The 22,153-nt window shown below is 57.8% G+C and carries 22 protein-coding genes and 1 tRNA gene; 11 read left to right on the top strand and 12 right to left on the bottom strand.

Annotated features, from left to right (window positions below; translation table 11 throughout):
* Positions 1-30: 30 nt before the first annotated feature.
* Positions 31-1,053, bottom strand: coding sequence for a ketol-acid reductoisomerase (gene ilvC, locus ACR0AP_RS04675; RefSeq protein WP_209504241.1), 1,023 nt, complete (start codon positions 1,051-1,053; stop codon positions 31-33).
* 131 nt (positions 1,054-1,184) lie between these two features.
* On the opposite strand from ilvC, the gene ACR0AP_RS04670 reads away from it, so the two are divergent.
* Both ACR0AP_RS04670 and ACR0AP_RS04665 read left to right on the top strand, forming a co-directional pair.
* Positions 1,185-1,640: an Lrp/AsnC family transcriptional regulator gene (locus ACR0AP_RS04670; RefSeq protein WP_480476554.1), complete on the top strand. Its 456-nt coding sequence runs from the start codon at positions 1,185-1,187 to the stop codon at positions 1,638-1,640.
* Positions 1,637-2,095, top strand: a complete 459-nt coding sequence (locus ACR0AP_RS04665) for an Lrp/AsnC family transcriptional regulator (protein WP_209504239.1) — start codon at positions 1,637-1,639, stop codon at positions 2,093-2,095. Before ACR0AP_RS04670 ends, ACR0AP_RS04665 begins: the two co-directional genes overlap by 4 nt.
* A 6-nt stretch (positions 2,096-2,101) precedes the next feature.
* Here ACR0AP_RS04665 and ACR0AP_RS04660 read toward each other — a convergent pair whose 3' ends face one another.
* Positions 2,102-2,803 carry a GntR family transcriptional regulator gene (locus tag ACR0AP_RS04660; protein ID WP_480505607.1) on the bottom strand — a complete coding sequence of 234 codons (702 nt, stop codon included), beginning with the start codon at positions 2,801-2,803 and terminating at the stop codon, positions 2,102-2,104.
* 230 nt (positions 2,804-3,033) lie between these two features.
* Between ACR0AP_RS04660 and ACR0AP_RS04655 the strand changes: the two genes are divergently transcribed.
* A complete protein-coding gene (locus ACR0AP_RS04655; protein WP_480505822.1) occupies positions 3,034-4,161 on the top strand; it encodes an aminotransferase class V-fold PLP-dependent enzyme in 1,128 nt (375 codons plus the stop codon).
* 12 nt (positions 4,162-4,173) lie between these two features.
* Here the strand turns inward: ACR0AP_RS04655 and ACR0AP_RS04650 are convergent, their stop codons facing one another.
* The 3 genes from ACR0AP_RS04650 to ACR0AP_RS04640 all read right to left on the bottom strand — a co-directional run bounded on the left by ACR0AP_RS04650 (position 4,174) and on the right by ACR0AP_RS04640 (position 6,424).
* On the bottom strand, positions 4,174-5,370 hold the full coding sequence (locus ACR0AP_RS04650) for a UbiH/UbiF family hydroxylase (protein ID WP_209595879.1): 1,197 nt from the start codon (positions 5,368-5,370) through the stop codon (positions 4,174-4,176).
* A 74-nt stretch (positions 5,371-5,444) separates the two neighbouring features.
* Positions 5,445-5,693 (bottom strand): hypothetical protein, encoded by a 249-nt coding sequence (locus ACR0AP_RS04645; RefSeq protein ID WP_480505604.1) that lies wholly within the window; start codon positions 5,691-5,693, stop codon positions 5,445-5,447.
* Positions 5,694-5,779: 86 nt separating this feature from the next.
* Positions 5,780-6,424 carry a pyrimidine 5'-nucleotidase gene (locus ACR0AP_RS04640; RefSeq protein ID WP_480476564.1) on the bottom strand — a complete coding sequence of 215 codons (645 nt, stop codon included), beginning with the start codon at positions 6,422-6,424 and terminating at the stop codon, positions 5,780-5,782.
* Positions 6,425-6,524: 100 nt separating this feature from the next.
* Between ACR0AP_RS04640 and ACR0AP_RS04635 the strand changes: the two genes are divergently transcribed.
* Positions 6,525-7,172, top strand: a complete 648-nt coding sequence (locus ACR0AP_RS04635; RefSeq protein ID WP_209504233.1) for a GntR family transcriptional regulator — start codon at positions 6,525-6,527, stop codon at positions 7,170-7,172.
* Positions 7,173-7,175: 3 nt separating this feature from the next.
* Here ACR0AP_RS04635 and ACR0AP_RS04630 read toward each other — a convergent pair whose 3' ends face one another.
* Entirely contained in the window at positions 7,176-9,053 is a 1,878-nt protein-coding gene (locus ACR0AP_RS04630; RefSeq protein WP_480505602.1) for a glycosyltransferase, read from the bottom strand.
* An 81-nt stretch (positions 9,054-9,134) separates the two neighbouring features.
* On the bottom strand, positions 9,135-10,301 hold the full coding sequence (carA, locus tag ACR0AP_RS04625; protein ID WP_480505600.1) for a glutamine-hydrolyzing carbamoyl-phosphate synthase small subunit: 1,167 nt from the start codon (positions 10,299-10,301) through the stop codon (positions 9,135-9,137).
* Positions 10,302-10,484: 183 nt separating this feature from the next.
* On the opposite strand from carA, the gene ACR0AP_RS04620 reads away from it, so the two are divergent.
* Positions 10,485-10,970, top strand: a complete 486-nt coding sequence (locus ACR0AP_RS04620; protein ID WP_480505598.1) for a GatB/YqeY domain-containing protein — start codon at positions 10,485-10,487, stop codon at positions 10,968-10,970.
* Positions 10,971-10,991: 21 nt separating this feature from the next.
* On the opposite strand, the gene ACR0AP_RS04615 is transcribed toward ACR0AP_RS04620, so the two are convergent.
* From ACR0AP_RS04615 to ctaD, 3 genes are all read right to left on the bottom strand, one after another.
* A complete protein-coding gene (locus ACR0AP_RS04615; RefSeq protein WP_209504230.1) occupies positions 10,992-11,483 on the bottom strand; it encodes a DUF2244 domain-containing protein in 492 nt (163 codons plus the stop codon).
* Positions 11,484-11,527: 44 nt separating this feature from the next.
* Positions 11,528-12,127 (bottom strand): 2-hydroxychromene-2-carboxylate isomerase, encoded by a 600-nt coding sequence (locus ACR0AP_RS04610; RefSeq protein ID WP_209504229.1) that lies wholly within the window; start codon positions 12,125-12,127, stop codon positions 11,528-11,530.
* Positions 12,128-12,248: 121 nt separating this feature from the next.
* Positions 12,249-13,907, bottom strand: coding sequence for a cytochrome c oxidase subunit I (ctaD, locus tag ACR0AP_RS04605; protein ID WP_480505596.1), 1,659 nt, complete (start codon positions 13,905-13,907; stop codon positions 12,249-12,251).
* Positions 13,908-14,348: 441 nt separating this feature from the next.
* Between ctaD and ACR0AP_RS04600 the strand changes: the two genes are divergently transcribed.
* Both ACR0AP_RS04600 and ACR0AP_RS04595 read left to right on the top strand, forming a co-directional pair.
* The gene (locus ACR0AP_RS04600; protein WP_480505594.1) at positions 14,349-15,365 is read left to right on the top strand and encodes an alpha/beta hydrolase family protein; all 1,017 of its coding nucleotides are present in this window, start codon (positions 14,349-14,351) and stop codon (positions 15,363-15,365) included.
* 348 nt (positions 15,366-15,713) lie between these two features.
* Positions 15,714-16,136: an HIT family protein gene (locus tag ACR0AP_RS04595; RefSeq protein WP_480505592.1), complete on the top strand. Its 423-nt coding sequence runs from the start codon at positions 15,714-15,716 to the stop codon at positions 16,134-16,136.
* A 494-nt stretch (positions 16,137-16,630) separates the two neighbouring features.
* Here the strand turns inward: ACR0AP_RS04595 and lipB are convergent, their stop codons facing one another.
* The gene (gene lipB, locus ACR0AP_RS04590; protein ID WP_480505591.1) at positions 16,631-17,287 is read right to left on the bottom strand and encodes a lipoyl(octanoyl) transferase LipB; all 657 of its coding nucleotides are present in this window, start codon (positions 17,285-17,287) and stop codon (positions 16,631-16,633) included.
* A gap of 41 nt (positions 17,288-17,328) precedes the next feature.
* Entirely contained in the window at positions 17,329-17,988 is a 660-nt protein-coding gene (locus tag ACR0AP_RS04585; protein ID WP_209504224.1) for a DsbA family oxidoreductase, read from the bottom strand.
* Between the two features lie 141 nt (positions 17,989-18,129).
* Between ACR0AP_RS04585 and ACR0AP_RS04580 the strand changes: the two genes are divergently transcribed.
* The 4 genes from ACR0AP_RS04580 (at position 18,130) to ACR0AP_RS04565 (ending at position 22,128) form a co-directional block, all read left to right on the top strand.
* Positions 18,130-18,216, top strand: a tRNA-Leu gene (locus ACR0AP_RS04580).
* Positions 18,217-18,406: 190 nt separating this feature from the next.
* On the top strand, positions 18,407-20,287 hold the full coding sequence (locus ACR0AP_RS04575; protein WP_480505589.1) for a glycosyltransferase family 2 protein: 1,881 nt from the start codon (positions 18,407-18,409) through the stop codon (positions 20,285-20,287).
* 94 nt (positions 20,288-20,381) lie between these two features.
* The gene (locus ACR0AP_RS04570) at positions 20,382-21,053 is read left to right on the top strand and encodes a class I SAM-dependent methyltransferase (RefSeq protein ID WP_209595900.1); all 672 of its coding nucleotides are present in this window, start codon (positions 20,382-20,384) and stop codon (positions 21,051-21,053) included.
* 55 nt (positions 21,054-21,108) lie between these two features.
* Positions 21,109-22,128 carry a glycosyltransferase family 2 protein gene (locus tag ACR0AP_RS04565; RefSeq protein ID WP_480505587.1) on the top strand — a complete coding sequence of 340 codons (1,020 nt, stop codon included), beginning with the start codon at positions 21,109-21,111 and terminating at the stop codon, positions 22,126-22,128.
* Positions 22,129-22,153: the final 25 nt, after the last annotated feature.

Genomic DNA, 22,153 nt, shown 5'->3' with positions numbered 1-22,153 from the left:
GGGCCGCCCTTTGCCTGACATCGGTCAGGTTTAGTTCTTTTCTTTGTCGACCATCTTGCCGGCCGAGATCCACGGCATCATGCCGCGCAGCTTGGCGCCGGTCTCTTCGATCATATGCTCGTCATTGGCGCGGCGCGACGCTTTGATGGTCGGCTGGCCAACGGCGTTTTCCAGCATGAAGTCACGGACGAATTTGCCCTGCTGGATGTCGTCCAGAACCGCTTTCATGCGGGCCTTGGTCTCGTCGTATTTCAGGATGCGCGGACCGGTGACATACTGGCCATACTCGGCCGTGTTCGAGATCGAGTAATCCATGTTGGCGATGCCGCCTTCATAGATCAGGTCAACGATCAGCTTCACTTCGTGCAGACATTCGAAATAGGCCATCTCGGGTGCGTAACCGGCCTCGACCAGAGTTTCAAAGCCGCAGCGGATCAGTTCGACCAGTCCACCGCACAGAACGGCCTGTTCGCCGAACAGGTCGGTTTCGCATTCTTCGCGGAAGTTGGTCTCGATGATGCCCGAACGGCCGCCACCGATGGCCGAGCAGTAGGACAGGCCGATTTCCAGCGCCTTGCCGGTTGCATCGTTGTGAACCGCGACCAGGCAGGGCACACCGCCGCCTTTGGTGTATTCGCCGCGCACGGTGTGGCCAGGGCCTTTGGGGGCCATCATGATGACGTCAACGCCGTCTTTCGGCTCGATCAGCCCGAAATGGACGTTCAGACCGTGGGCAAACGCGATGGCGGCACCGGGTTTGATGTTGTCATGAACGTATTTCTTGTAGGTCTCGGCCTGCAATTCGTCGGGCATGGTGAACATGATGACGTCGCACCAGGCAGCCGCTTCGGCGATGCCCATCACTTGTAGACCTTCCGCTTCGGCTTTCTTGGCCGAGGGCGAGCCTTCGCGCAGGGCGATGACCAGGTTCTTGGCGCCCGAGTCGCGCAGGTTCAGCGCGTGGGCGTGGCCCTGGCTGCCATAGCCCAGGATAGCCACTTTCTTGTCTTTGATCAGGTTGATGTCGCAATCGCGATCGTAATAGACGCGCATTTTGCCGGTCCTTTCTGGTTTGGTTGGGGCGGTTCTACCTGCCGCGCGTCGGATTGGCGATAGGGTTGGGCTTGAGTATTTGTAAAAAAGATGAAGAATAATTCCTGAAAACGAAAAATACTGAAAAAATCATGCTTGACGATATCGACCGGCGCATTTTGCGTCACTTTCAGGCGAACCCCAGCCTGACCACCGCGGAACTGGCCGATCTGTGCCGGATCAGCGCAGGTGTCTGTTGGCGCAGGCTGGAAAAGATGCAGGCGGCCGGGATCATTGAAGGGCAGGAGGCGGTGATCGACTGGGCCGCGATGGGCTATGCGGTCGAAGTCTCGCTTCGGATCACCTTGGACAAGACACAGGCCCGCGCCTTTGACGAGTTTATGGAAGAGGCCCGCAACGTGGCCGAAGTGATCGAAATCCAGACCTTTCTGGGCCGGGTGGATGTCCGCCTGTCGGTGATAGCGCGGGATATGAAGCACTATCAGCAGCTTTATCGGGACCGGATCCTGACCCTGCCGCATATCGCCGATATCGAAGCGCTGATGCATATCGCGCGGGTCAAACGGGACGAGGTGTTACCGGTATGATCGAGCTGGACGAGATTGACCGCCGTCTGCTGCGCGCGTTGCAACAGGACGCCACCCAAAGCGCAGGTGCGCTGGGTCGCAGGTTCAACCTGTCTCAACCCGCCACCTGGCGGCGTATCCGCAGGTTGGAGGACGCCGGGATCATCAAGGGCCGAAGGCTGCGCCTGAATGCCGAGGCGCTGGGATTCGGCGTGACCGTGTTCCTGGGGGTCAAGCTGGCGCGCAAGGGTCAGATCAGCCTTGAGGATTTCGAACGCGCCGTCAGCGCCATCCCCGAAGTACAGACCGTCGAGCATGTTCTGGGTCTGTACGACTACCGCTTGCGCGTTGTGGCGCGGGACCTGTCCGATTTCGAACGCGTGTTGCGGCGCCGGATCATGACGCTGCCCGGCGCAGGCGATGTCGAGGCGAACGTCCTGCTAAGCGAGGAACGGCTGCCCGGACCGATTGGATGACCTGCCTTAGTATTTGGTGCGGATGTAATATCCGGGATGATGGGTCAGGCGGGCAAACGTGATCGGTTTGTCTTCTTTCCAGGTGGTACGCTCCATCTGGATCATCGACGCGCCCGCCGTGGTGCCCATGAATTCCGCCAGCCTTGCGTCAGCGGAAATAGCGCAGAACGCGACCTCGGCATCGTTGAACGGAGCGGCATTCAGCAGCCACTCATGCGGTCCTTGCTGGGTCAGGTCGGCGTTTTCCACATCAGGGACGGTTCCGATATTGATCCAGCGCTCTTCAAGTTGGAACGGGCGGTTGTCCGCGTAATGCATACAGACGACATGCAGAACCCGCGTCTCGGCGGGGACATCAAGCTGAGAGGACAGCCAGCGGGGGCAGGCCTCGACAGTCCGTTCCACCAGCGCATAGCGATAGGCGGCATTCTGGCTTTCGACCATCTGCCGCGCCAGTGAGAATTCCAGCTTGGCGTGTTTGCTGGGCTCTTTCTTGACCCGCGTCCCGCTTTTGCGCTTGCGTTCGATGAAACCCTGATCGGCCAGTTCCCTGAGGGCACGGTTCACCGTCGCGCGGGCGCAATTGAATTCTTCGGCCAGTTGCGTTTCGGTCGGCAGTAATGATCCCTGAGGCCACACGCGGCTTTCAATACGTCGTTTTACTTCATCTCGAACGGACTGGAAGTTAATACGCTTTTGTATCGTCACAGGAAAAATATCCCTTCAAGTAAAAAGTGTGCGCATCTGTTCAGAAGCAAGCAGAAGTGTAAAGGGGAAGTGACACTGGTTGGCGTCATTTTCTTGTGTTCCCAGTGTTATACAGCACCGAATGGGTCGATTTTACCCGCATTCCGTCGCGTCACTTTTTGTCGCGAAATGGCTTTACTGGCCAAGGTAAAGAGACCAAGACTGCACTGACGATATTGAAAGGACGCCATATGCCTGCCTTGCTGAAGAACGTTGACCCGAACGGGCTCGAAGAATTCTCGGTCGTATTCACCGATCGCTCGCTGAACCACATGTCCCAAAAGTTTCAGGGGGTAATGCGCGACATCTCGGCCATGCTGAAAGAGGTGTACAAGGCAGACGGGGTGGCCATCATTCCGGGCGGCGGTACCTATGCGATGGAGGCGGTTGCCCGGCAATTCGCGCGCGGGGCGGATGTTCTTGTGGTCCGGAACGGGTGGTTTTCGTACCGCTGGAGCCAGATCATCGAAAGCGGTGCCCTGACCAGCTCAACCACCGTGATGAAGGCGCGCGAGACTGGAAATTCCAGCCCGTCCCCCTTTGCGCCCGCACCGATTGACGAGGTCGTCGCAACGATTCGCGAACAGAAACCCGGCGTTGTGTTCGCTCCCCATGTTGAAACGGCAGCGGGTGTCATTCTGCCGGATGACTATGTGACCGCCCTGGCCAGCGCGGCGCATGAGGTGGGTGCATTGATGGTGCTGGATTGCATCGCATCCGGGTGTGCCTGGGTGGATATGAAAGCCACCGGTGTCGACGTCCTGATCTCGGCCCCGCAAAAGGGCTGGAGCGCATCGCCTTGTGCCGGTCTGGTCATGCTGTCCGAACGGGGCGAGGCGCGTCTGGAACAGACAAGCTCGGACAGTTTCGCCATCGACCTGAAGAAGTGGCGCCAGATCATGCAGGCCTATGAAAATGGCGGTCACGCCTATCACGCCACGATGCCCACCGATGCGCTGCTGGCCTTCCGCGATACCATGGCAGAAACCAGGGGATACGGGTTCGAAAAGCTGCGCAAGGCGCAATGGGCACTGGGCGACGGCGTGCGGGCGATGTTGAAGGAGTATGGCATTGTCTCGGTGGCGGCTGACGGTTTCGGCGCACCCGGCGTTGTGGTCAGCTACACTTCGGACCCCGAAATCCAGAACGGCAAGAAATTTGCCGCTCTGGGGATGCAGATTGCCGCCGGGGTGCCGTTGCAATGTGATGAACCCGAAGGCTTCAGCACCTTCCGTCTAGGCCTGTTCGGATTGGACAAGCTTTATGATGTGGACGCCACCATCGCGCGCCTGAAACGCGTGCTGGATCAGGTTCTGTAAACGGGTCGGGCCTTAGCGAACGCCAAGGCCCATCTGCATCAGCGTCTTGCGCACAGGCGGCAGGGAATACAGCGCGCTCAGCCCCATTGCGCGCGCATCCCGCAGCGGGCGCGCCTCGATCATCGAGGCGCGGTTCAGCAAATCGATCCCCTTGACCCGCATCTCGATCTCGGTATGGCGCGCCTTGTGATAGGCGTCCAGCATCTGCGCGTCGCCCAGACCTTCGGGCCGGGACTGCGCCAGATCCAGCAGGCAGCGCAGATCGCCCAATGACATGTTCAGCCCCTGCGCGCCAATGGGGGGCACCACATGCGCGGCTTCGGCCATCAGGGCAATACGCTCACCCGCCAGCCGTTCCGCGGACTGGCTGATGATCGGCCAGATGGTCCGGCGCGATGCCAGCTTCAAGGGGCCAAACAGGCCACAGGACCGTTCCGTCATCGCAGCCTCAAACGCTTCGGCATCAAGGGTTAAAAGGTCAACGGCCTTCGGGCCGCGCTCCATCCAGACGATGGCGGACGAGGGCTGCCCCTGCCAATCTGGCAGCGGAACCAATGTGAACGGCCCGCCAGACCTGTGTATCTCGGTCGAGACATTCTCGTGCGGAATAGGATGCGTCACCGCAAACGCCAGTGCTTTCTGTCCATACCGTGTTGTATGCACGTTGATACCGGCGGCCTCGCGCATGGGTGAGTTGCGCCCATCTGCGGCCAGCACCAGCTTGCAGCGGATGCGGCTGCCGTCGCTCAGGCCAACGCGGGCTTCGGCAGTGCGGGTGAACAGGCTGACGGTCCCGGTGCCGGGGCGGAAATCGACATTCGGCAGCTCTGCCAGCCGTGCGACCATCTCCCGGCGCAACAGCCAGTTGGGCAGGTTCCAGCCAAACGGTTGCTCGGAAATGTCGGCTGCGTTGAAATCGCGTATGACGCGGGGTTCGGGCACGTCTCCCCCGGCATCGACAATACGCATGATCTGCAAGGGGGCCGCATGGGCATCCAGCCGCGCCCACAGGCCGCATTGCTCCAGCAGGCCGCGCGCAGGTTGCAGAAAGGCGGTGGTGCGCAGGTCAGACCCGTCCACATCCCGTTCGGTGATCGGTGGCGCGGGATCTACACACACCACGTCAAACCCGGCGGTTCCAAACGCCGCCGCTGCGGTCAGACCGGCGATTCCACCGCCGGAAATCAGGATGTCACAACTGTCAGTCATGGCGCCTCTCATCAGTTCGGGCAGACCCTAGTTCGGTTCCGCCCCCTGCGCCAAGTGACATCCTGTCCCGTATCTCAGCCGCGTGAGATCAGGATCAGGACAAGGAACATCACCGGCACCATCATCAGGGCAGGGATGTAAAGGCCGGGAAGGCCGAACACCATGGCGGAACAGCCCCACATGCTGAGGACCGCGCCGACGGCATAATACAGGTCCTCTGCCTTGGCGTTGGCGGCGTCGCGGGCCAGCCACCCGAAAACCGGAATTGCAAAGAATAGGCGCTGCCAAACCGGCAGGCGTCCGGGCATCTCGATCGCGCTCATGGGGCTCTCCGTTCTGTTCGTCGCTCCAGCGCATATAGGGCTGCGCATGCGGGTGCAGAACGTGCGGATCGTCGCAGTGTGACAGGCTACCGCAGGCGGGCCAGAAATGCGGTCAGATCGTCCGTGTGATGGTGGATGTGATCGGCCTCATGCGGGTCCGGGGCGACGTGAACCGTGCGCATGCCCATCTCATGCGGAGCGGCCAGATTGCGCGGGTCATCCTCGAACATCGCGGCCTTGTCAGCCTGAATGCCATCCTGTGCAAAGATGGCTTCAAAGGCGGCTTTCTCGGGCTTTGGCCGATACCCGGCATGTTCGACGCCATAGATTGCATCAAACAGCCCCGAAAGCCCGCGCGCCTGCAAAACCCGCTCGGCGTAGGGCGCGCTGCCATTGGTGTAGACGATGCGCCGTCCGGGCAGGGCGCGAATGTGATCGGCCAGCTCTGCATCCGGGTCCATATGGCTCATGTCCACCTGATGCACCGCGTGCAGATAGGGCTCGGGGTCCAGATCATGTTCGGCCATCAACCCGGCCAGCGTGGTGCCGTATTGGCGCCAGTACTGCCCGCGCAGCCTGTCGGCCTCGGCCCGGTCCACGCCGATGGCCTGCACCACGTAATCCGTCATCAGAACTTCGATCTGATCGAACAGCTGCATATGCGGCGGATAGAGGGTGTTATCCAGATCGAACACCCATTGCGTGACATGACTGAAGGACGGTTTGACCATGGCTTGGGTTTAGGGCGCGGGCGGGGTGTTTTCAATGCCGTACTTGATTGACGCCCCCAGAGACGGATAGACATGTCCGAACGAGGAGACAGAATACCCCATGAGCCAGACCCGATCCCCCACCAAGGATGCCTATAGCCTGATACTCGAAGCCATTGATGTCGGCGTCTACAAGCCCGGCGATCGTCTGGTTGAAAGCGAGCTGGCAGAACGGTTCGGCGTGTCGCGCACCCCGATCCGCGAAGCGCTGCAACGCCTGGAAACCCAGTCTCTGCTGGAACGGGACGGGCGGTCGCTGATCGTGGCGTCGCTGGACCACAACCAGATGGCCGAGCTTTATATCGTGCGACGCGAACTGGAAGGGCTCGCCGCGCGGCTGGCCGCCAAACACGCCACCGAGGAAGAGATCAGGGTTCTTCACGACATGGTCCTCGAAGATGACAAGCTGGTGGGTGATCCGATGGCGCTGTCACGTGCCAATCGGCGCTTTCACGAACAGATCCATCTGGCCTCGCACAACCGCTACCTTGTCCAACAGCTTGATCTGGTGCACCGGACTATGGCCTTGATGGCGACCACGTCGCTGGCCGTGCAGGGGCGCGGAGAGATTGCCCAGAGCGAACATAAAGGCATCGTCGAAGCCATTGCCGCGCGCGATGAAGAGGCGGCGGGGCGGGCGCTCAAGGACCATATCTCGATCGCATTCATGACGCGCCTGAAGCAGGACGCAAGCCGCCGCGACAAGTGATTGTCAGGCCAGCGGCTCGTCTTCGCTGGCCTGTCCGTGCTGGGTCTTGTCCCAGAAAAACGGGTTGGTCGCCAATTCCCACAGCGCCTTGTAACCGGCAATCACGCCCAGCGGGAAATATAGAAACATCGTCGGAACCCAAGGCAAAAGAAACCGCCGCTCGCGTGCGGATACAGCGATCAGACCAACACCGATACTCAGCCCCTCTGCCATCAAAAACAGCCCGATCAGCGCGGTAGAGGTTGAATGCGGCACGATATTATCCATCGGATTGGCCAGCCCCAGGCTTGACAGCCAGAATACCCAGAGAACGGGCGCCAGCAGAAATTGCCCCAACGTGCCCAGAAAGAACGCCTGAAGGCCCAGAAATCTGGCACCTCCAAGGTCACGCCACAGCTTTTGCGGGCTGCGCATATGCACCAGATACGTGACCATGAACCCCTTGAGCCAGCGCGAGCGCTGTTTGACCCAGGGCCAGGCCCGGAAATTCGCCTCTTCATATGTTGTGGTATCCACCATTTCGGTCCGGTACCCGGCCCGGTACAGCCTTACGCCCAGATCAGCATCCTCGGTGACGTTATGGGCATCCCAGCCGCCCAGTTCCAACAGCTTGTCGCGACGGAAAAAGAACGTGGTGCCCCCAAGTGGCACCACCAGCCCCATGCGGGCGATCCCCGGCAGGATCACGCGGAACCAGCTGTTGTATTCGATGGTAAAGCAGCGTGACCGCCAGTTGGTGCGCGGGTTGTAGTAATCCAGAACCCCTTGCAGGCACACCACATCCGGCGCGGCCTGGGAGAAATGCGCCACCACGCGCTCGATCTGATCCGGTTGTGGGGCGTCCTCGGCATCCCAGACGCCGACGAAGTCGCCCCGGCAGAAATCCAGCGCGTAGTTCATGGCGCGCGGCTTGGTGGTCAACACGTTCAGCTCGGGCACCTCGACGATGCGAATCCAGCTGGGCAGGCTCACCTGCGCAAGGGCATTGCGCGTCACGTCATCCTTTTCCTCAAGCACAAGGATGACATCCAGCAACGCCTTGGGATAGGTCAGTCGCTGTAGTCTCTGTACCAGAGCGTTCGCGATCTCGCGCTCCTTGTACAATGGCACCATGATCGATACGCAGGGTTGCCGCAATGTGATGGCAGCTTCGGTGTGGTCCGGCTGCGTTCTCAGGCGATGCCAAAGGTAAGCCAGCGTGCCAGCCATCCGAAAGGCTGCAAAAAGCACTAAAGTTCCCACAGCCATGCCCAGCACCGCCAGCAGGCCAAACGCCGGGAACATGGCAAACAGCCCCAGCACACACAACAGGGCCACCGAAGGCCCCATGCGCGACCTAAGGGTCCAGTTGCGGCAGCTTTGTGCGGGATCAACCCGCGTTTCCGCAGATCTGGCCAAAGACCCCGAGAATTGCCGCGCAATCGTCCGGTCGATCTGATCGGATGCCGCCAGCACCGGGATCACGGCATATTCGCATTCGCGCATTTCGGCGGTCACGGTTGCGAACCGGTCGGGCCGGGCTGTGGCCACCAGAACAAGGGGGCCAATCCGCATCCAGGGGATGACATTGTGTTTCAGCCAGAAGTCGACCGGCATCAACCCGCTCAGTTCCGGCATCGGCGGGATCTGTTCAAGATCGGCAATCTGCCAGCCGGATTGCGTAGACAGCGCGCTCAACACGTCCTGCCGGGTGGCATAGCCTTCGCCGACCAGTATCTCTCCCAGCGGTGCGTTCTGTCTGGTTTGCTGGCTCAGCGCATGGTCCAGCTGGGACCGGGTGATAGCTCCGGTTTCCAGCAGGCAGGTGCCCAGCGGTTTCCGATACCCGGGCGCGGGGATCGGTGCGGCGGACGTGAAATCCAGAAGATCAAGCTCAGCCATAACAAAACCCTGGCGCAGTTACCTGCGCTCAGGGTTGTTCGATCAGGGTTAACACCCGGTTAACACTGCACAGACAAGCAGTTATGCCTGAATTTTCTTCTTCTCCATGGCCTCGGCGAAGCGCTCGAACAAATAGAAACTGTCCTGCGGTCCGGGCGATGCCTCGGGGTGGTGTTGGACCGAATAAACCGGCCGGTCCGCCATGCGGATACCGCAGTTCGAGCCGTCAAACAGCGACCGGTGGGTTTCTACGACGCCATCCGGCAGGGATTGCGCATCGACAGCAAAACCGTGGTTCATCGACGTGATCTCGACTTTGCCGGTGTCCAGATCCTTGACCGGGTGGTTCGCGCCGTGGTGGCCGTGGTTCATCTTGACCGTCTGACCACCCAGCGCCAGCGCCAGCATCTGGTGTCCAAGGCAGATGCCGAACACAGGCAGGTCTGTTGTCTCCAGAATCTCTTTGATCATCGGCACGGCGTATTCGCCTGTTGCTGCCGGATCGCCGGGACCGTTCGACAGGAACACACCGTCGGGCTGATGTGCCAGCACGTCGGCTGCGGTCGCGGTTGCGGGCAGAACGGTAACATCACATCCGGCGGATGCGAGGCAGCGCAGGATGTTGCGCTTGGCGCCATAGTCTACGGCAACAACCTTGTGGGCAGGGGCCTTCTGACGCTGGTACCCATCCGGCCAGGCCCACCGCATCTCATCCCAGCGATAGCTTTGGGCGCAGGTGACTTCCTTGGCCAGGTCCATGCCCTCCAGCCCGGCAAAACCGCGCGCGGCGGCGACCAGCGCCTCGATGTCGAAATTTCCCTCGGGGTCATGGGCCAGCGCCACATGCGGCGCACCTTGCTGGCGGATTGCCCGGGTCAGGCGGCGGGTATCGACACCCCCGATGGCGATGCGCCCCCGGCGGGCCAGCCAATCCTTGAGCTCCTCGGCCGAGCGCCAGTTCGATGGCTCGGTCGGATCCCATTTCACAACCATGCCAGCGGCGACCGGATCACCGGTTTCGTCATCCTCGGGGTTCACGCCGACATTGCCGATATGAGGGAAGGTGAAGGTCACGATCTGCCCGGCATAAGACGGGTCGGTCATGATCTCCTGATATCCGGTCATCGCCGTGTTAAAGCACAGCTCGGCCACGGTTTGCCCGGTCGCGCCGAAGCCTGCGCCGTAAAACAGGGTTCCATCGGCCAAAGCCAGACATGCGGTGGGCTTGGACGGGGCATTCGGGGCCATGGCGCGACTCTCCTGTAGGGTAAATCGGCGCATACCTAAGGGGGTTGGGCGTCTGGGTCAAGTCTGTTCAATTTTTGGGCTGTTGTTGTTTTTCAATGGGTTAGATGGATCGACCCCCGGTTGTATCAGGCTTTTTGTTTCTATATGGTCGGGGTTCCGTTGTCATGGGGATGGACAAACCAAATGGACATGCGATCACGGGTGAATGCCGCCCTGAAGCAAGCAATGAAAGACAAAGCAGCCGAGCGTCTGTCGACACTGCGGTTGATCAACGCCGCCATCAAAGACCGCGACATCGCGGCACGTGCGTCCAGCAATGAAGAAGCAAAGGGATGCAGCGACGCAGAGGTTCTTGAAATCCTTGGCAAAATGACCAAGCAGCGCAAGGAAAGCGCCCGCGCCTACGAAGAGGGCGGTCGCCTGGATCTGGCCGAACGCGAGATTCGCGAAGTCGAGGTGATCGAGGAATTTCTACCCAAACAGCTAGACGACGATGAGGTCAGCAAGGCCATTCAAACCGCCATCACGGCAACCGGCGCGGGTTCGATCCGCGATATGGGTAAGGTGATGGGCGAGTTGAAGACGCGCTATACCGGCCGGATGGATTTCGGCAAGGTCGGTCCGATGGTCAAGGATCATCTGTGCGCAGCCTCAAACGGCGATTGCTGAGGCACTGGGCCCCGTGAATTGCTACTGCGCGACTGGCTCGCGCAGTCTTAGGACCAGTTCGTCATAAAGCGTGATCCGCTCATCTTCGGACAGAAACGCCCCGATTTCGACCTCGCGCCCGTCTCCGACAAGGGTGACATAATGCGGAACCGGGCCGCCTTTCTCGTGCATCGCCGGCCGCGCCCAATAACGGTTGCAAGACCATTCGTGCTGCTCTTTGCCGGGGGTGTGGTGCACCAGCCGCGCATGTGTGCCCGACAGGGTCAGTACCTCGAACACACTGCGGGCGCGGTAGTTGGTCTTGATGGCCAGCCAAAGCCCCAGCACAGTGATCAGCAGAAACGGCAGCAACCCCCACAGGATCACGGAACCAAGCGTGGCCAGCAGCGGGATCAGGCCAAACAGGAACACCGACAGGATCGTGATCATCGCGCCCCGCGGCGGCAGCGAGTTATGCGGCCAAAGCCGCAGTTCCTGTTCGGTTTCCGAGGTCTGATTCCACGTGTAGGGCATACCGCGAACATAGCGCAGCGCCGCCTCATGTCGACGGGTTTTGATCAGACGACGTGGCCGACCCGAGACCAGGACAGGGCGTCATCCAGACGATCGTCACCCCAGAACACCTCCTGCCGGACAACAAAGCTGGGGGCGCCGAAAACACCCAGTTTGACGGCGGTTTCGGTTTCCGCCTCAAGGGCCGCGACGATGTCGTCGCCTTGCGCGCGCGCCAGGGTCAGTCGGGGGTCTTGCTGACACCGCAACAGCGCCTCGGACAGCGCACTTTCGCGACCGGCTTCCACCCCTTCCTCGAACCAGATGCGATAGAGCGTTTGGGTGAACGTCACGCCCCAGCCATCCATCATTCCAAGCAACGCAACCTGATTGGCCAGTGGCAGATTGGAAATCGGATAGGGCGCAGGCAGGTTGGCGTGGATGTGGTACTTGGCACAGCGGCGTTCGATATCGCGCCACATGTAAGCCGATTTCACAGGCTTTCCGGCAAAAGGGATATTCTGCTGGGCCGACATCACTGTGCGCACGTTGAACGGGCGCCAGTTCACCGTGGCGTCATGCTGGGCGCACCATTCCTCCAGACGCATCACGGTCAGGAAGCTGTACGTGCTGCCAATGGAATACCAAAAGTCGATCTCGGGCATTGCCGACCCTCCGACTGTTCCGTCCGCACATCATAGCCGATTTCGTCGCACTTGGCGAACGCAGGGTGAGGGCAAAGAAAAACCCCGCCACCAGGGCGGGGTTTCTTGGATCAGGTCGGGATCAGTGCGCGTGGCCCTTGTCCCAGTCTTCCTGCTTGGGCAGCTGCTCGAACGTGTGCTCGGGCGGCGGCGTGGGCAGGGTCCATTCCAGCGTATCGGCATACTCGTTCCAGTAGTTGGGCCGTGTCTCGCGTGCGCCACGCAGCAGGGCGTAGATCACGATGCCGAAGAACAGCAGGAACGAAGCGAACGAAATGAACGCGCCAATCGACGAAACAAAGTTCCACTGCGCGAACGCTTCGGGATAGTCGATGTAGCGGCGTGGCATCCCCTGACGACCCAGGAAGTGCTGCGGGAAGAAGGTCAGGTTGGCGCCGATGAAGAACAGCCAGAAGTGAACCTTGCCCCAGAACTCGGAATACTGACGCCCTGTCATCTTGGCGAAGTAGAAGTAGATCCCTGCGAAGATCGCAAACACGGCACCCAAGCTCATCACATAGTGGAAATGTGCCACCACATAGTAGGTGTCGTGATAGGCGCGGTCCACGCCAGCCTGCGACAGCACCACACCGGTCACACCGCCAACGGTGAACAGGAACAGGAAGCCGAAGGCAAACAGCATCGGTGTCTTGAACTCGATGGAACCGCCCCACATGGTCGCGATCCACGAGAAGACCTTAACACCTGTCGGAACCGCGATGACCATCGTGGCCAGCATGAAATAGGCCTGCTGACGCAGCGACATGCCAACGGTGTACATGTGGTGCGCCCACACGACAAAGCCCAGCACACCGATTGCGATAATCGCCCAGACCATCGGCAGATAGCCAAAGATCGGCTTGCGCGAGAAGGTCGCGATGACATGGCTGATGATGCCGAAACCGGGCAGGATCACGATATACACTTCCGGGTGGCCAAAGAACCACAGGATGTGCTGATACAGGATCGGATCGCCGCCACCGGCCGGATCAAAGAAGGTAAAGCCAAAGTTGCGGTCCATCAGCAACATGGTGATCGCGCCCGCCAGAACCGGCAGCGACAGCAGAATCAGCCACGAGGTGACGAAGATCGACCAGCTGAACAGCGGCACCTTGAACAGGGTCATGCCGGGGGCACGCATGTTCAGGAAGGTGGTGATCATGTTGATCGCGCCGAGGATCGAGGAGGCGCCCGATACGTGCACGGCAAAGATCGCAAGGTCCATGGACATGCCGCCCTCGGTCGTGGACAGCGGCGGGTACAGAACCCAGCCCACGCCCGAACCCATCTGATCGTTACCACCCGGGCTCAGCAGCGAGGCCACACCCAGCGAGGTACCGGCAACATAAAGCCAGAAGGACAGGTTGTTCATCCGCGGGAACGCCATATCCGGCGCGCCGATCTGCAACGGCATGAAATAGTTGCCAAATCCGCCGAACAGGGCAGGGATGACAACAAAGAACATCATCAGAACACCGTGATAGGTGATCATCACGTTCCACAGATGCCCGTTGGGCGTACACGGGTCGGCCATGAAGCCTTCCAGGCACATGTACTGAACACCGGGGTGCATCAGTTCAAGCCGCATGTAAACGGTCATCAGAACCGAGATCAGACCGGCCAGAGCCGAAACGATCAGGTACAGAATCCCGATGTCCTTGTGGTTGGTCGACATGAACCAGCGCTGGAAAAAGCTGCGCTGGTCTTCATGGTCGTGACCATGAATGGCTGCGTCTGCCATTATAGGTGCCTCCTGTTGCAACTACACCGCGCAGCCGGACCTCTCCAACGCGCGGGATTCCTGCTGGTTTTAGAATGCGTAGGGGCGACCTTCAATGGCCGAGTTTGATCTGGATCAAGATAAATGGCCGCACCCCCCTTGAAAAGGAACGATCAAGAGGCCGGGTTCTGAGCGTTCGGGGGGTGGCGATACAGCGGGCCTAGCGCCTGTGTTCAGGTCGCCCGCTATGGGACCGGCTCTCAAAGCTGACCGGAAAGGCGTGAACGCCTGCCGTCGGCCCACCCCGCAGGATCAAGGACAAGAGAGGGGGGTGTTGAGGCCAAAGTCTCAGATGCTGCGTTGTGTAGTAATGTCTGCATCTTCGGAGAAGACAAAGCTGGCAACAAGATCGTTGAAAATTATCAAAAACTTCTACAGCGTTGGCGTGGAAGGAGACGCAAAATGGCAATTTGCGGATATAGAACCGGCGTAATTCAGGACGCGTCACGCTCTAACTGGCACAACAATTCTGAACGACCAATCGCCTGGTCAGCGTGGTATCCAACAGAGGATTTCGAGAGCGGCGGGCAGACGCCAGAGGATTATTTTGAGCTTGGCGATGTTAACTTAGATGCCGCACTGACCACCAAAAAGAAATTGCCGGTCATACTTCTATCCCATGGCACTGGCGGCACAGCCGAGAGCCTCGGTTGGCTGGCGCGAGCGCTTGCACGTGAAGGCTATGTGGTTTTGGGAGCAAATCACCACGGCAACACTGGTTTGGAACCGTATCTCGCTGAGGGCTTTCTGTGCTGGTGGGAACGAGCGACAGACTTGTCCGTAATGCTATCGTCACTTGGGACGAGCGGGTTCTTTGCTAACAGGTTAGACTTCGATCTGGTTTCAGCTGTTGGTTTTTCTCTTGGAGGTTATACGGTTATGGCACTTGCTGGTGCCCAAACCAGTTTGGAAGAGTTTGAGGGCTGGCGCAGCGCAAACGGGATTTCTGAAGGCGGCCCGAAAGAGTTTCCAGATGCGGCGGATAGCATTCCTACACTGATGGAAACCTCAGATGCCTTTCGCCGGTCTTGGGCAGAGCACGGACATGACCGTTCAGACAAGCGGATAAAGTCGGTGGTCGCGATTGCTCCGGCACCACCGATCCGATCCTTTGTTCCGCAATCAGTCGCCGAACTTGATCTACCCGTCGTAATCCTGACTGGTGGAGCGGACAACGAAGCACCATCAGAGCACTGTGCCGACTGGCTTGCTTCGCAAAATGCCCGGTTTCAACGACACGACCTGGGTAAACAAGTGGGCCATTACAGCTTCCTAGATTTCCCCTCGGACAAGTCGCTCATTGGAAAAGCAGATATCTTTTCCGATCATGACAGCGTTGATCGTAACCAAGTGCATGAACAGGCCGCAGAAATCGTAATCCAGAACCTCACGGCATCTGAAAGAAAAGGTATTGCCTGACGATAATTGGAGCGCGTAAGCCGCCATTGGTGCAGCCGCAGCGAAATCTCACTTCGTCCCGCACAGTGCACCTTCGACTTGAGCTTGATGAAGTATTCAACAACTTAACCAGTCTTAGTCGAGTTAAGAAGTGCTAAACCTGTGCTCTGCTGCGTAGGCAGGCATCACCTGTCGGGAACGTGCCGCATCTGTCTCTGATGATGTGATCTCATGCCAAATCCAAGTGTACAAAACGTACAGCGCCCTCTGAAAACCCGGTACATTTTGTACATTTCAGGGCTCAATCCCCCGGCTTGACCCGGCGGGGCGGGTGGACCACAACTCGGGCAAAAGCCCCTCAAGGAACGGATGGCAACCATGGTTTATGATCCCGACAACATCTTCGCCAAAATTCTGCGCGGCGAGATACCTTCGTCAAAAGTTTACGAAGACGCCGACACACTGGCCTTCATGGACATCATGCCTCGTGCCGATGGGCATTTGCTGGTGATCCCCAAAACGCCCTGCCGCAATGTGCTGGATGCCACGCCCGACCAACTGGCGGCGGTTATGAACACCGTTCAAAAGATGGCTCGTGCAGTGATGAAAGCCTTCGACGCGGACGGTGTAACCATTCAGCAATTCAACGAAACCGCAGGCGGGCAGGAGGTTTTCCATCTCCACTTTCACGTCCTGCCGCGTCATGACGGCGTGTCGATGCGCCCACCTGGTAAAATGGGTGATTTCGACCTGATTGCCGAACATGCGGAGAAGATACAAATCGCTTTGTAGTCAATATCTTACGGTCTTTTTGTGAGGTGATAGTTCGGACAATTACCCACACCCGCCCGCGCATATCGTCGTGACCGGAGACAAGAAAACCCGAAACCCCTCCTTGGGACCGACCAAGTGACTCAATAGCCGGATAACGCAGAAATCGCCTGCTCCCTTGCAACGCGAATTGGCCATAAGATTAAGCGTGAAGGGGGGAAATGAATTGCCGTTCCGATTTGGGGTCGGAACGGCAGACTCGTAACCAAACACTTCTCGGATTTCGAGGGCGAGCCCTTGATCACCGGTTTAACATACCACTCACTCTTGATTGGCAGTTTCATATTACTCGTTAACAACACCGATGTATCCTAGAGAATTAAAAATTGCCTAAAGAATAACGTAAAACTGAATAGTTCTTGGTAAATTGCAACGTGTTTCGGAAACAGAGCCTTCCACACATGCATATTGTTGTATCCAAGCAGAGCGGATGCTGATTCTCTGACGAAGTAGAATCAGAGATCAGAGGCACCAAAAACGTCCGAGAAGGTTTTTTTCAGGGCCGCATCAAGATCATCCATAGTGACCGGAAGCCCCAGATCCACCAACGAAGTCACGCCATATTCGCTGATCCCGCAGGGAACGATGCCCGAGAAATGCTCCAGATTCGGTTCGACATTGATCGAAATGCCGTGAAAGCTGACCCACTTTCGCAAACGCAGGCCAATTGCCGCGATCTTGTCCTCTGCCGGTTTGCCAGTCACCGTCAGCGGTTTGTCGTCGCGTCGCACCCAGACACCAACGCGTCCGTCGCGTATTTCGCCGTGTACGTTGAATTCAGCCAGTGCCGATATCACCCAGTTTTCCAGCTGCTTCACAAATTGGCGCACGTCGCGCCCGCGCTTGTTCAGGTCCAGCATGACATAGGCCACACGCTGACCGGGCCCGTGATAGGTGTACTCGCCGCCGCGTTTGCTTGCATAGACCGGAAAGCGGTCAGGATCGGTCAGGTCTTCGATCTTTGCCGACGTGCCTGCTGTATAAAGCGGCGGGTGTTCCAGCAACCAGATGCACTCCTCCGCGTCGCCGCGCGCAATCCCGGCGACGCGCGCCTCCATAAAGGCGGTGGCGTCGTCATAACTGGTCAGACCATCGGTGATTTTCCATTCCATGGCGGCCTCATATCCGCCCAAAGCGGGCAGGGGAAGAGGGGTCAGGCCGCTTCGGCCAAACACTGTTGCAGCACCCGAGAATAGGTATCGACCCCTTGCGCGCCGGTCAGCAGGTATTTTCCGCCAAATACCATGGACGGCACACCAGAGATCCCCCGGCTGGTCCAGAACTGCTGTTTCTCTCGCACCAAAGCGATATGCTCCCCGGTCTCAAGCACCTGCCGTGCGGTATCAGGGTTCAGCCCTGCAGAAGTGACTGCCTGCAACAGAACCTCAGTGTCGGAAACATCCTGTTGCCGGGTGAAATACGCGTCGAAAAGCGCAAGCTTCAATTGATGTTGCAGGCCCTGACCTTCGGCCCAATCCAGCAACTGATGCGCCTTGAATGTATTCACGATCCGGCTGTCTTCATCAAAGTTGAAGGTGAACCCCAGTTCCGCCCCGATCGCCGTTAACCTTTCGCGGGCCTGCTGGCTCTGTTCAGGGGTCGAGCCATATTTCTCCGTGATGTGTTCCCGAAGGTTCTGCCCTTCAGGCGGCATGTTCGGGTTCAATTCGAACGGGTGCCAGCGAAGTTGGGCTTGGATGCCCTGCTGTTTCATTGCCACATCAAGCTGACGAAACCCGACTATACACCATGGGCACACAACGTCCGACACGATATCGATCTGTATGATGGGGTGGGTGTCGGTCGAGGTCATCTGAGGCTCCTGTCAGATCGAAACTGCGCTGTGCATCGGCTTAGATAAGACTGCTGCGAAGGATTTTAAACCAGCGTGTTTTTGCCTCTTCACATCGCGCGCGCCAACGTCTATACGCCGCTCTACCAAGTCACTGGCAGTGCGGTCGTGGCGGAATTGGTAGACGCGCAGCGTTGAGGTCGCTGTGGGGTAACACCCGTGGAAGTTCGAGTCTTCTCGACCGCACCAAATCTTCTCGTATCTTGTGATATTCTAATTGGCTTACGCGAAGCAGGCTTTGCCGTTCTGGTCTGTTCTCTTGCATTGCAAATCCGTGGCCCGTAACTAAGCCAGGTGTCGGGAAGCGCGCCATGCCTCTGCAATGATGCGATTTTTCCCTTCGTCCTGAATTTGCGGGCCGTAATTGCGGGTAGGTGCGATGAGACTTGTCATATCAACGATGAAAGACGAGGGGCCGTTCATCCTTGAATGGATCGCCTATTACCTTTCGATCGGGTTCACACATTTCATCGTTAACTCGAATGACTGTTCTGACGGCACCGACGCGATCCTGAAAAGATGCGAGGAGCTGGGTTTTCTGGCGCATATCGATAACCCCGGTCCCTGGAAGCATGGGCCGCAGGCGTCGGCCTATGCGAACGCTATGGAACATCCCTGGTACGCTGAAGCCGAGTGGATTCTGGTTTGTGATGTGGATGAGTTCTTAGACATCCGTGTTGGGGACGGGTCGTTGGACGATCTGTTTCGCACCTTTCCACATGCAGATGGCTTTGCCGCGATATGGCAGATGTTCGGGCACAATGGGATTGTCGAGTTTGACGACAAGTTTGTAATCGAACAATTCACATCTGCATCAGAGTTGGGGGTGGTCACACCGCAGAATGTGCGTGCCTTCAAATCGCTTGTCAGAAACAACGGGTCTTATCGGGCGATCAACACACACCGTCCGCGTGGCCCAATCGCCGGCAAGGCTGAAAGCTTTGCATGGATCGATGGTGACGGAGATCCCTTGCCACCTGCAATGCGGCGAAACGGTTGGTCTCATTCCACGACTGGCGCGGCCTTTGGGCAGCAGTTTTTCAGGATGAACCACTATGCCGTCCGGTCCATTGAGAGTTATCTGATGAAGCGGCTGCGGGGGGATGTAAACACAACCGCGTTTCATCCCAAGATGGAGGCAACGGGACAAGCCTATTGGCACATGCATTGCTTCAACAAGGTTGAAGAATTATCGGTCCTTTCCAAATTGGACCGCCTTGGAAAATCGTATGATGAACTACGTGCGGATCGTGTTCTGGGAGACTTGCACGAAAAAGCTGTTGCTTATCACAAGCGCCGTATCTCGGAGATACGTGAAACAGAGGCCGCGCAGGGATTCATAACTCGGTACAAGAATTTTGCCGGGGGGCGATATATCAAGGCGCTGGATCTGGGCGTGATGGAAGAAGGCGATCTTTCCTTTGATGCCGAGACCTACAAAGACCCCGAAGTTTCTTTCGCGCAAGTTGCGAAATGGACGCGCTTGGGCAAGATGTCCAAACCTGAAAACTCAAAACCCAATAACTACCCTTGGTTTACCCGGCTGGATTCTCTGGGAACGGCCATGGAGTACGAAGAAGCGGCGGCGCAGCATGCATTAATCACTAATGCAAAACAGGTGGACTTGCCGTTCGATCCGAAGGACCCATCTTTCCTGCCGCCAGTGTCTCCGGAGGTTGAAAGAACGAAAGAGCAGCGACAGCGGTTCTTGCGGTCAATCAGCGGCAAGAAGAACTGGGTTTTGATCGGGCATGTCGAAACCGAAATTGTAGAAGAAATACTCGCATTGGATGCAGTTGCTCAATTGACGATCATCGGGCCATGGGGGCTGTCGTGGGATACATTCGCCTGCAAGGATACGACGCAAGACAGTAATCTACAGGCCCTGGATCGCACGTTCTATTCATTGCTGGAGTACTTCCGCGAACCGATCATTGCGGGGCGTCTGAGGGTCTACCGGGCGCTGCCGCCTTTGATGCTGAAGCTGTTTCAGGAACAAAGTGTGGGCGTCGTGATCATACGCGGCGTTCGCGCCGAGCGTGTCATGTTGCAATTGCTGAACCGGATCGACAGGGTTCTGGCTCCGGGCGGAAGTATCGCTTTTACATCCTACAGGCGGGGCAAAGGGTCTTATTCCGGAATGTCTTCGGCTATTAACCGTTTTCTTGCGAGTAAAGCGAGTGACTATCGGATTACAAGCCTCGAGCCTCCGTGGCTTGGTATCGACAAGTTGCCACCACTTTCCAAAAACGACACATAGCTTCTGGTTCTTGAAGCAACGACATGTTAGCCATTGCCCAATAAACAAAACGGGTTTCGTGTGAATTCAATACCCGTCTGCAAGTGAGGTCGAGATGTCAAACGAACCCAGAGTGATCGGTGCTGTTCCCGGCAGCCAGAATAAACCGAACGCAGACAAGGCAACCAAGCGCAAGAATACAAAAGACGCGATACGTCGTACGTTCCTGACGCGCCTTCCCAAGGGCGGGGTGGCTGTTGAGATCGGTGTCTGGCAGGGCGAGTTTTCTCCGACAATCCTCAAATTGCTTGAACCCAGTCAGTTGTTTCTGATCGATCCCTGGAAACATATTGGCGAGGAATCGCATACAACGGCGTTTGTCGGTCGGACCGAAGACGAAAAGATGGAAGCCATCTTCCAGAAGGTCGTCGCGTCCTTCGAAAAAGAGATCGAAGAAGGCAAGGTTGGCATCATTCGCGATTTCTCGGTGCCGGCATTAAAGCTCTTTGACGATGAGAGCATTTCATTTGCCTATGTCGATGGGGATCATTCTTACGAAGGAGTAACTGCGGACCTGGAGGCGTTGTTTCCCAAGATCAAAGCGGGTGGGATCATGGCGTTTGATGATTACCACCGTCGCGGTTGGTGGGGCGACGGGGTGATCCGGGCCGTCAACGAGTTTCTGGGCAAACACCCCCGTGAATTGCGTATCCGGGCAATTGCTGGTGCGCAGATCGCTATAGAAAAAATCACTCCGCAAGACGACAGCAAGAAACAGGGCGACTAAGCGTCTGGGGTGAATGGCAGTGACGAACAAGCCTGAAAAAATCCTCATCTCTGCAATGAAAAATGAGGGCCCATATATTCTGGAATGGGTGGCTCATCATAAAGTTTTGGGTTTCGACCGGATCATTGTTTACACCAACGATTGCACGGACGGTACGAACAGAATTCTGCGCCGTCTTGAGGCCCTGGGTCATGTTGAGTTTCACAGGAACCGCGTGGGAACAGGCGGGATTCACAGATCAGCTCTGAGGCAGGCCCGCCGTTTGCCCGTCGTGAAAGAAGCCAAGTGGGTCTATGTCTGCGATGCGGATGAGTTTCTGAATATTCATGTCGGAAACCATAAGGTGGACGACCTGATCGAGGCCACACCGGGTGTGGATGTCATTTCCATTCCATGGAAGATATTCTCGAACAGCGGTCGCCATGTGTTGCGCGACGCGCCAGTGACGCAGCAGTTTTTCGATGGTGAGTTGGAGTATGAGCAGGGCGGGGCGGGGCGCCGGTTCGTCAAATCGCTTTTCCGGCAGGGTGAAGTCTATCTCCGCTATGGTATGCACAACCCGCATCCCAAATCCGAGTTTGAGGCAGGTGTGTTCCGGTCTGTTCCCGGGGGGCACGCGAAAGAACCCGCACCTTTTGGGAATCATGTTGCACCGCCTTTTGGATTTGAGATTGCACAGATCAATCACTATGCGGTCCGCTCCACACAAGCCTATCTGGCAAAGCGCAGCCGTGGGCGAGCTAATCACTCGTCCCAGACGTTGGGAACGGAATACTGGGACCGTTGGAACAGGGGTGGGGCGGCGGATGAGACGATCCTCAGGTACAAGGACGAAGTTGACGCATTGATGGCGGAGTTTCAGTCCGACGAACGGCTTGCGCGGCTGCACCGAAAAGCATTCCTGTGGCACAAGGCGTTGATCGAAGACCTTCTCAAACAGCCAGAATACAACGCGCTTTACCAGACGCTTGTTAATAAGCCGGCTGTAGAATTTGTTGCTAAAGACCGCGGATTGCACGCGCGTCTTTCGGCAGACAAGCAACCGTCTTCCAGCGAAAAACAGCCTGAATCCTGAAAAACCCGCCTTCGGAGAAACTGCA

The organism is Ruegeria sp. AF7 (assembly GCF_056541885.1).
The sequence above is the reverse complement of the archived record's forward strand: the minus strand, read 5'-3'. Positions and strand labels throughout refer to the sequence as shown.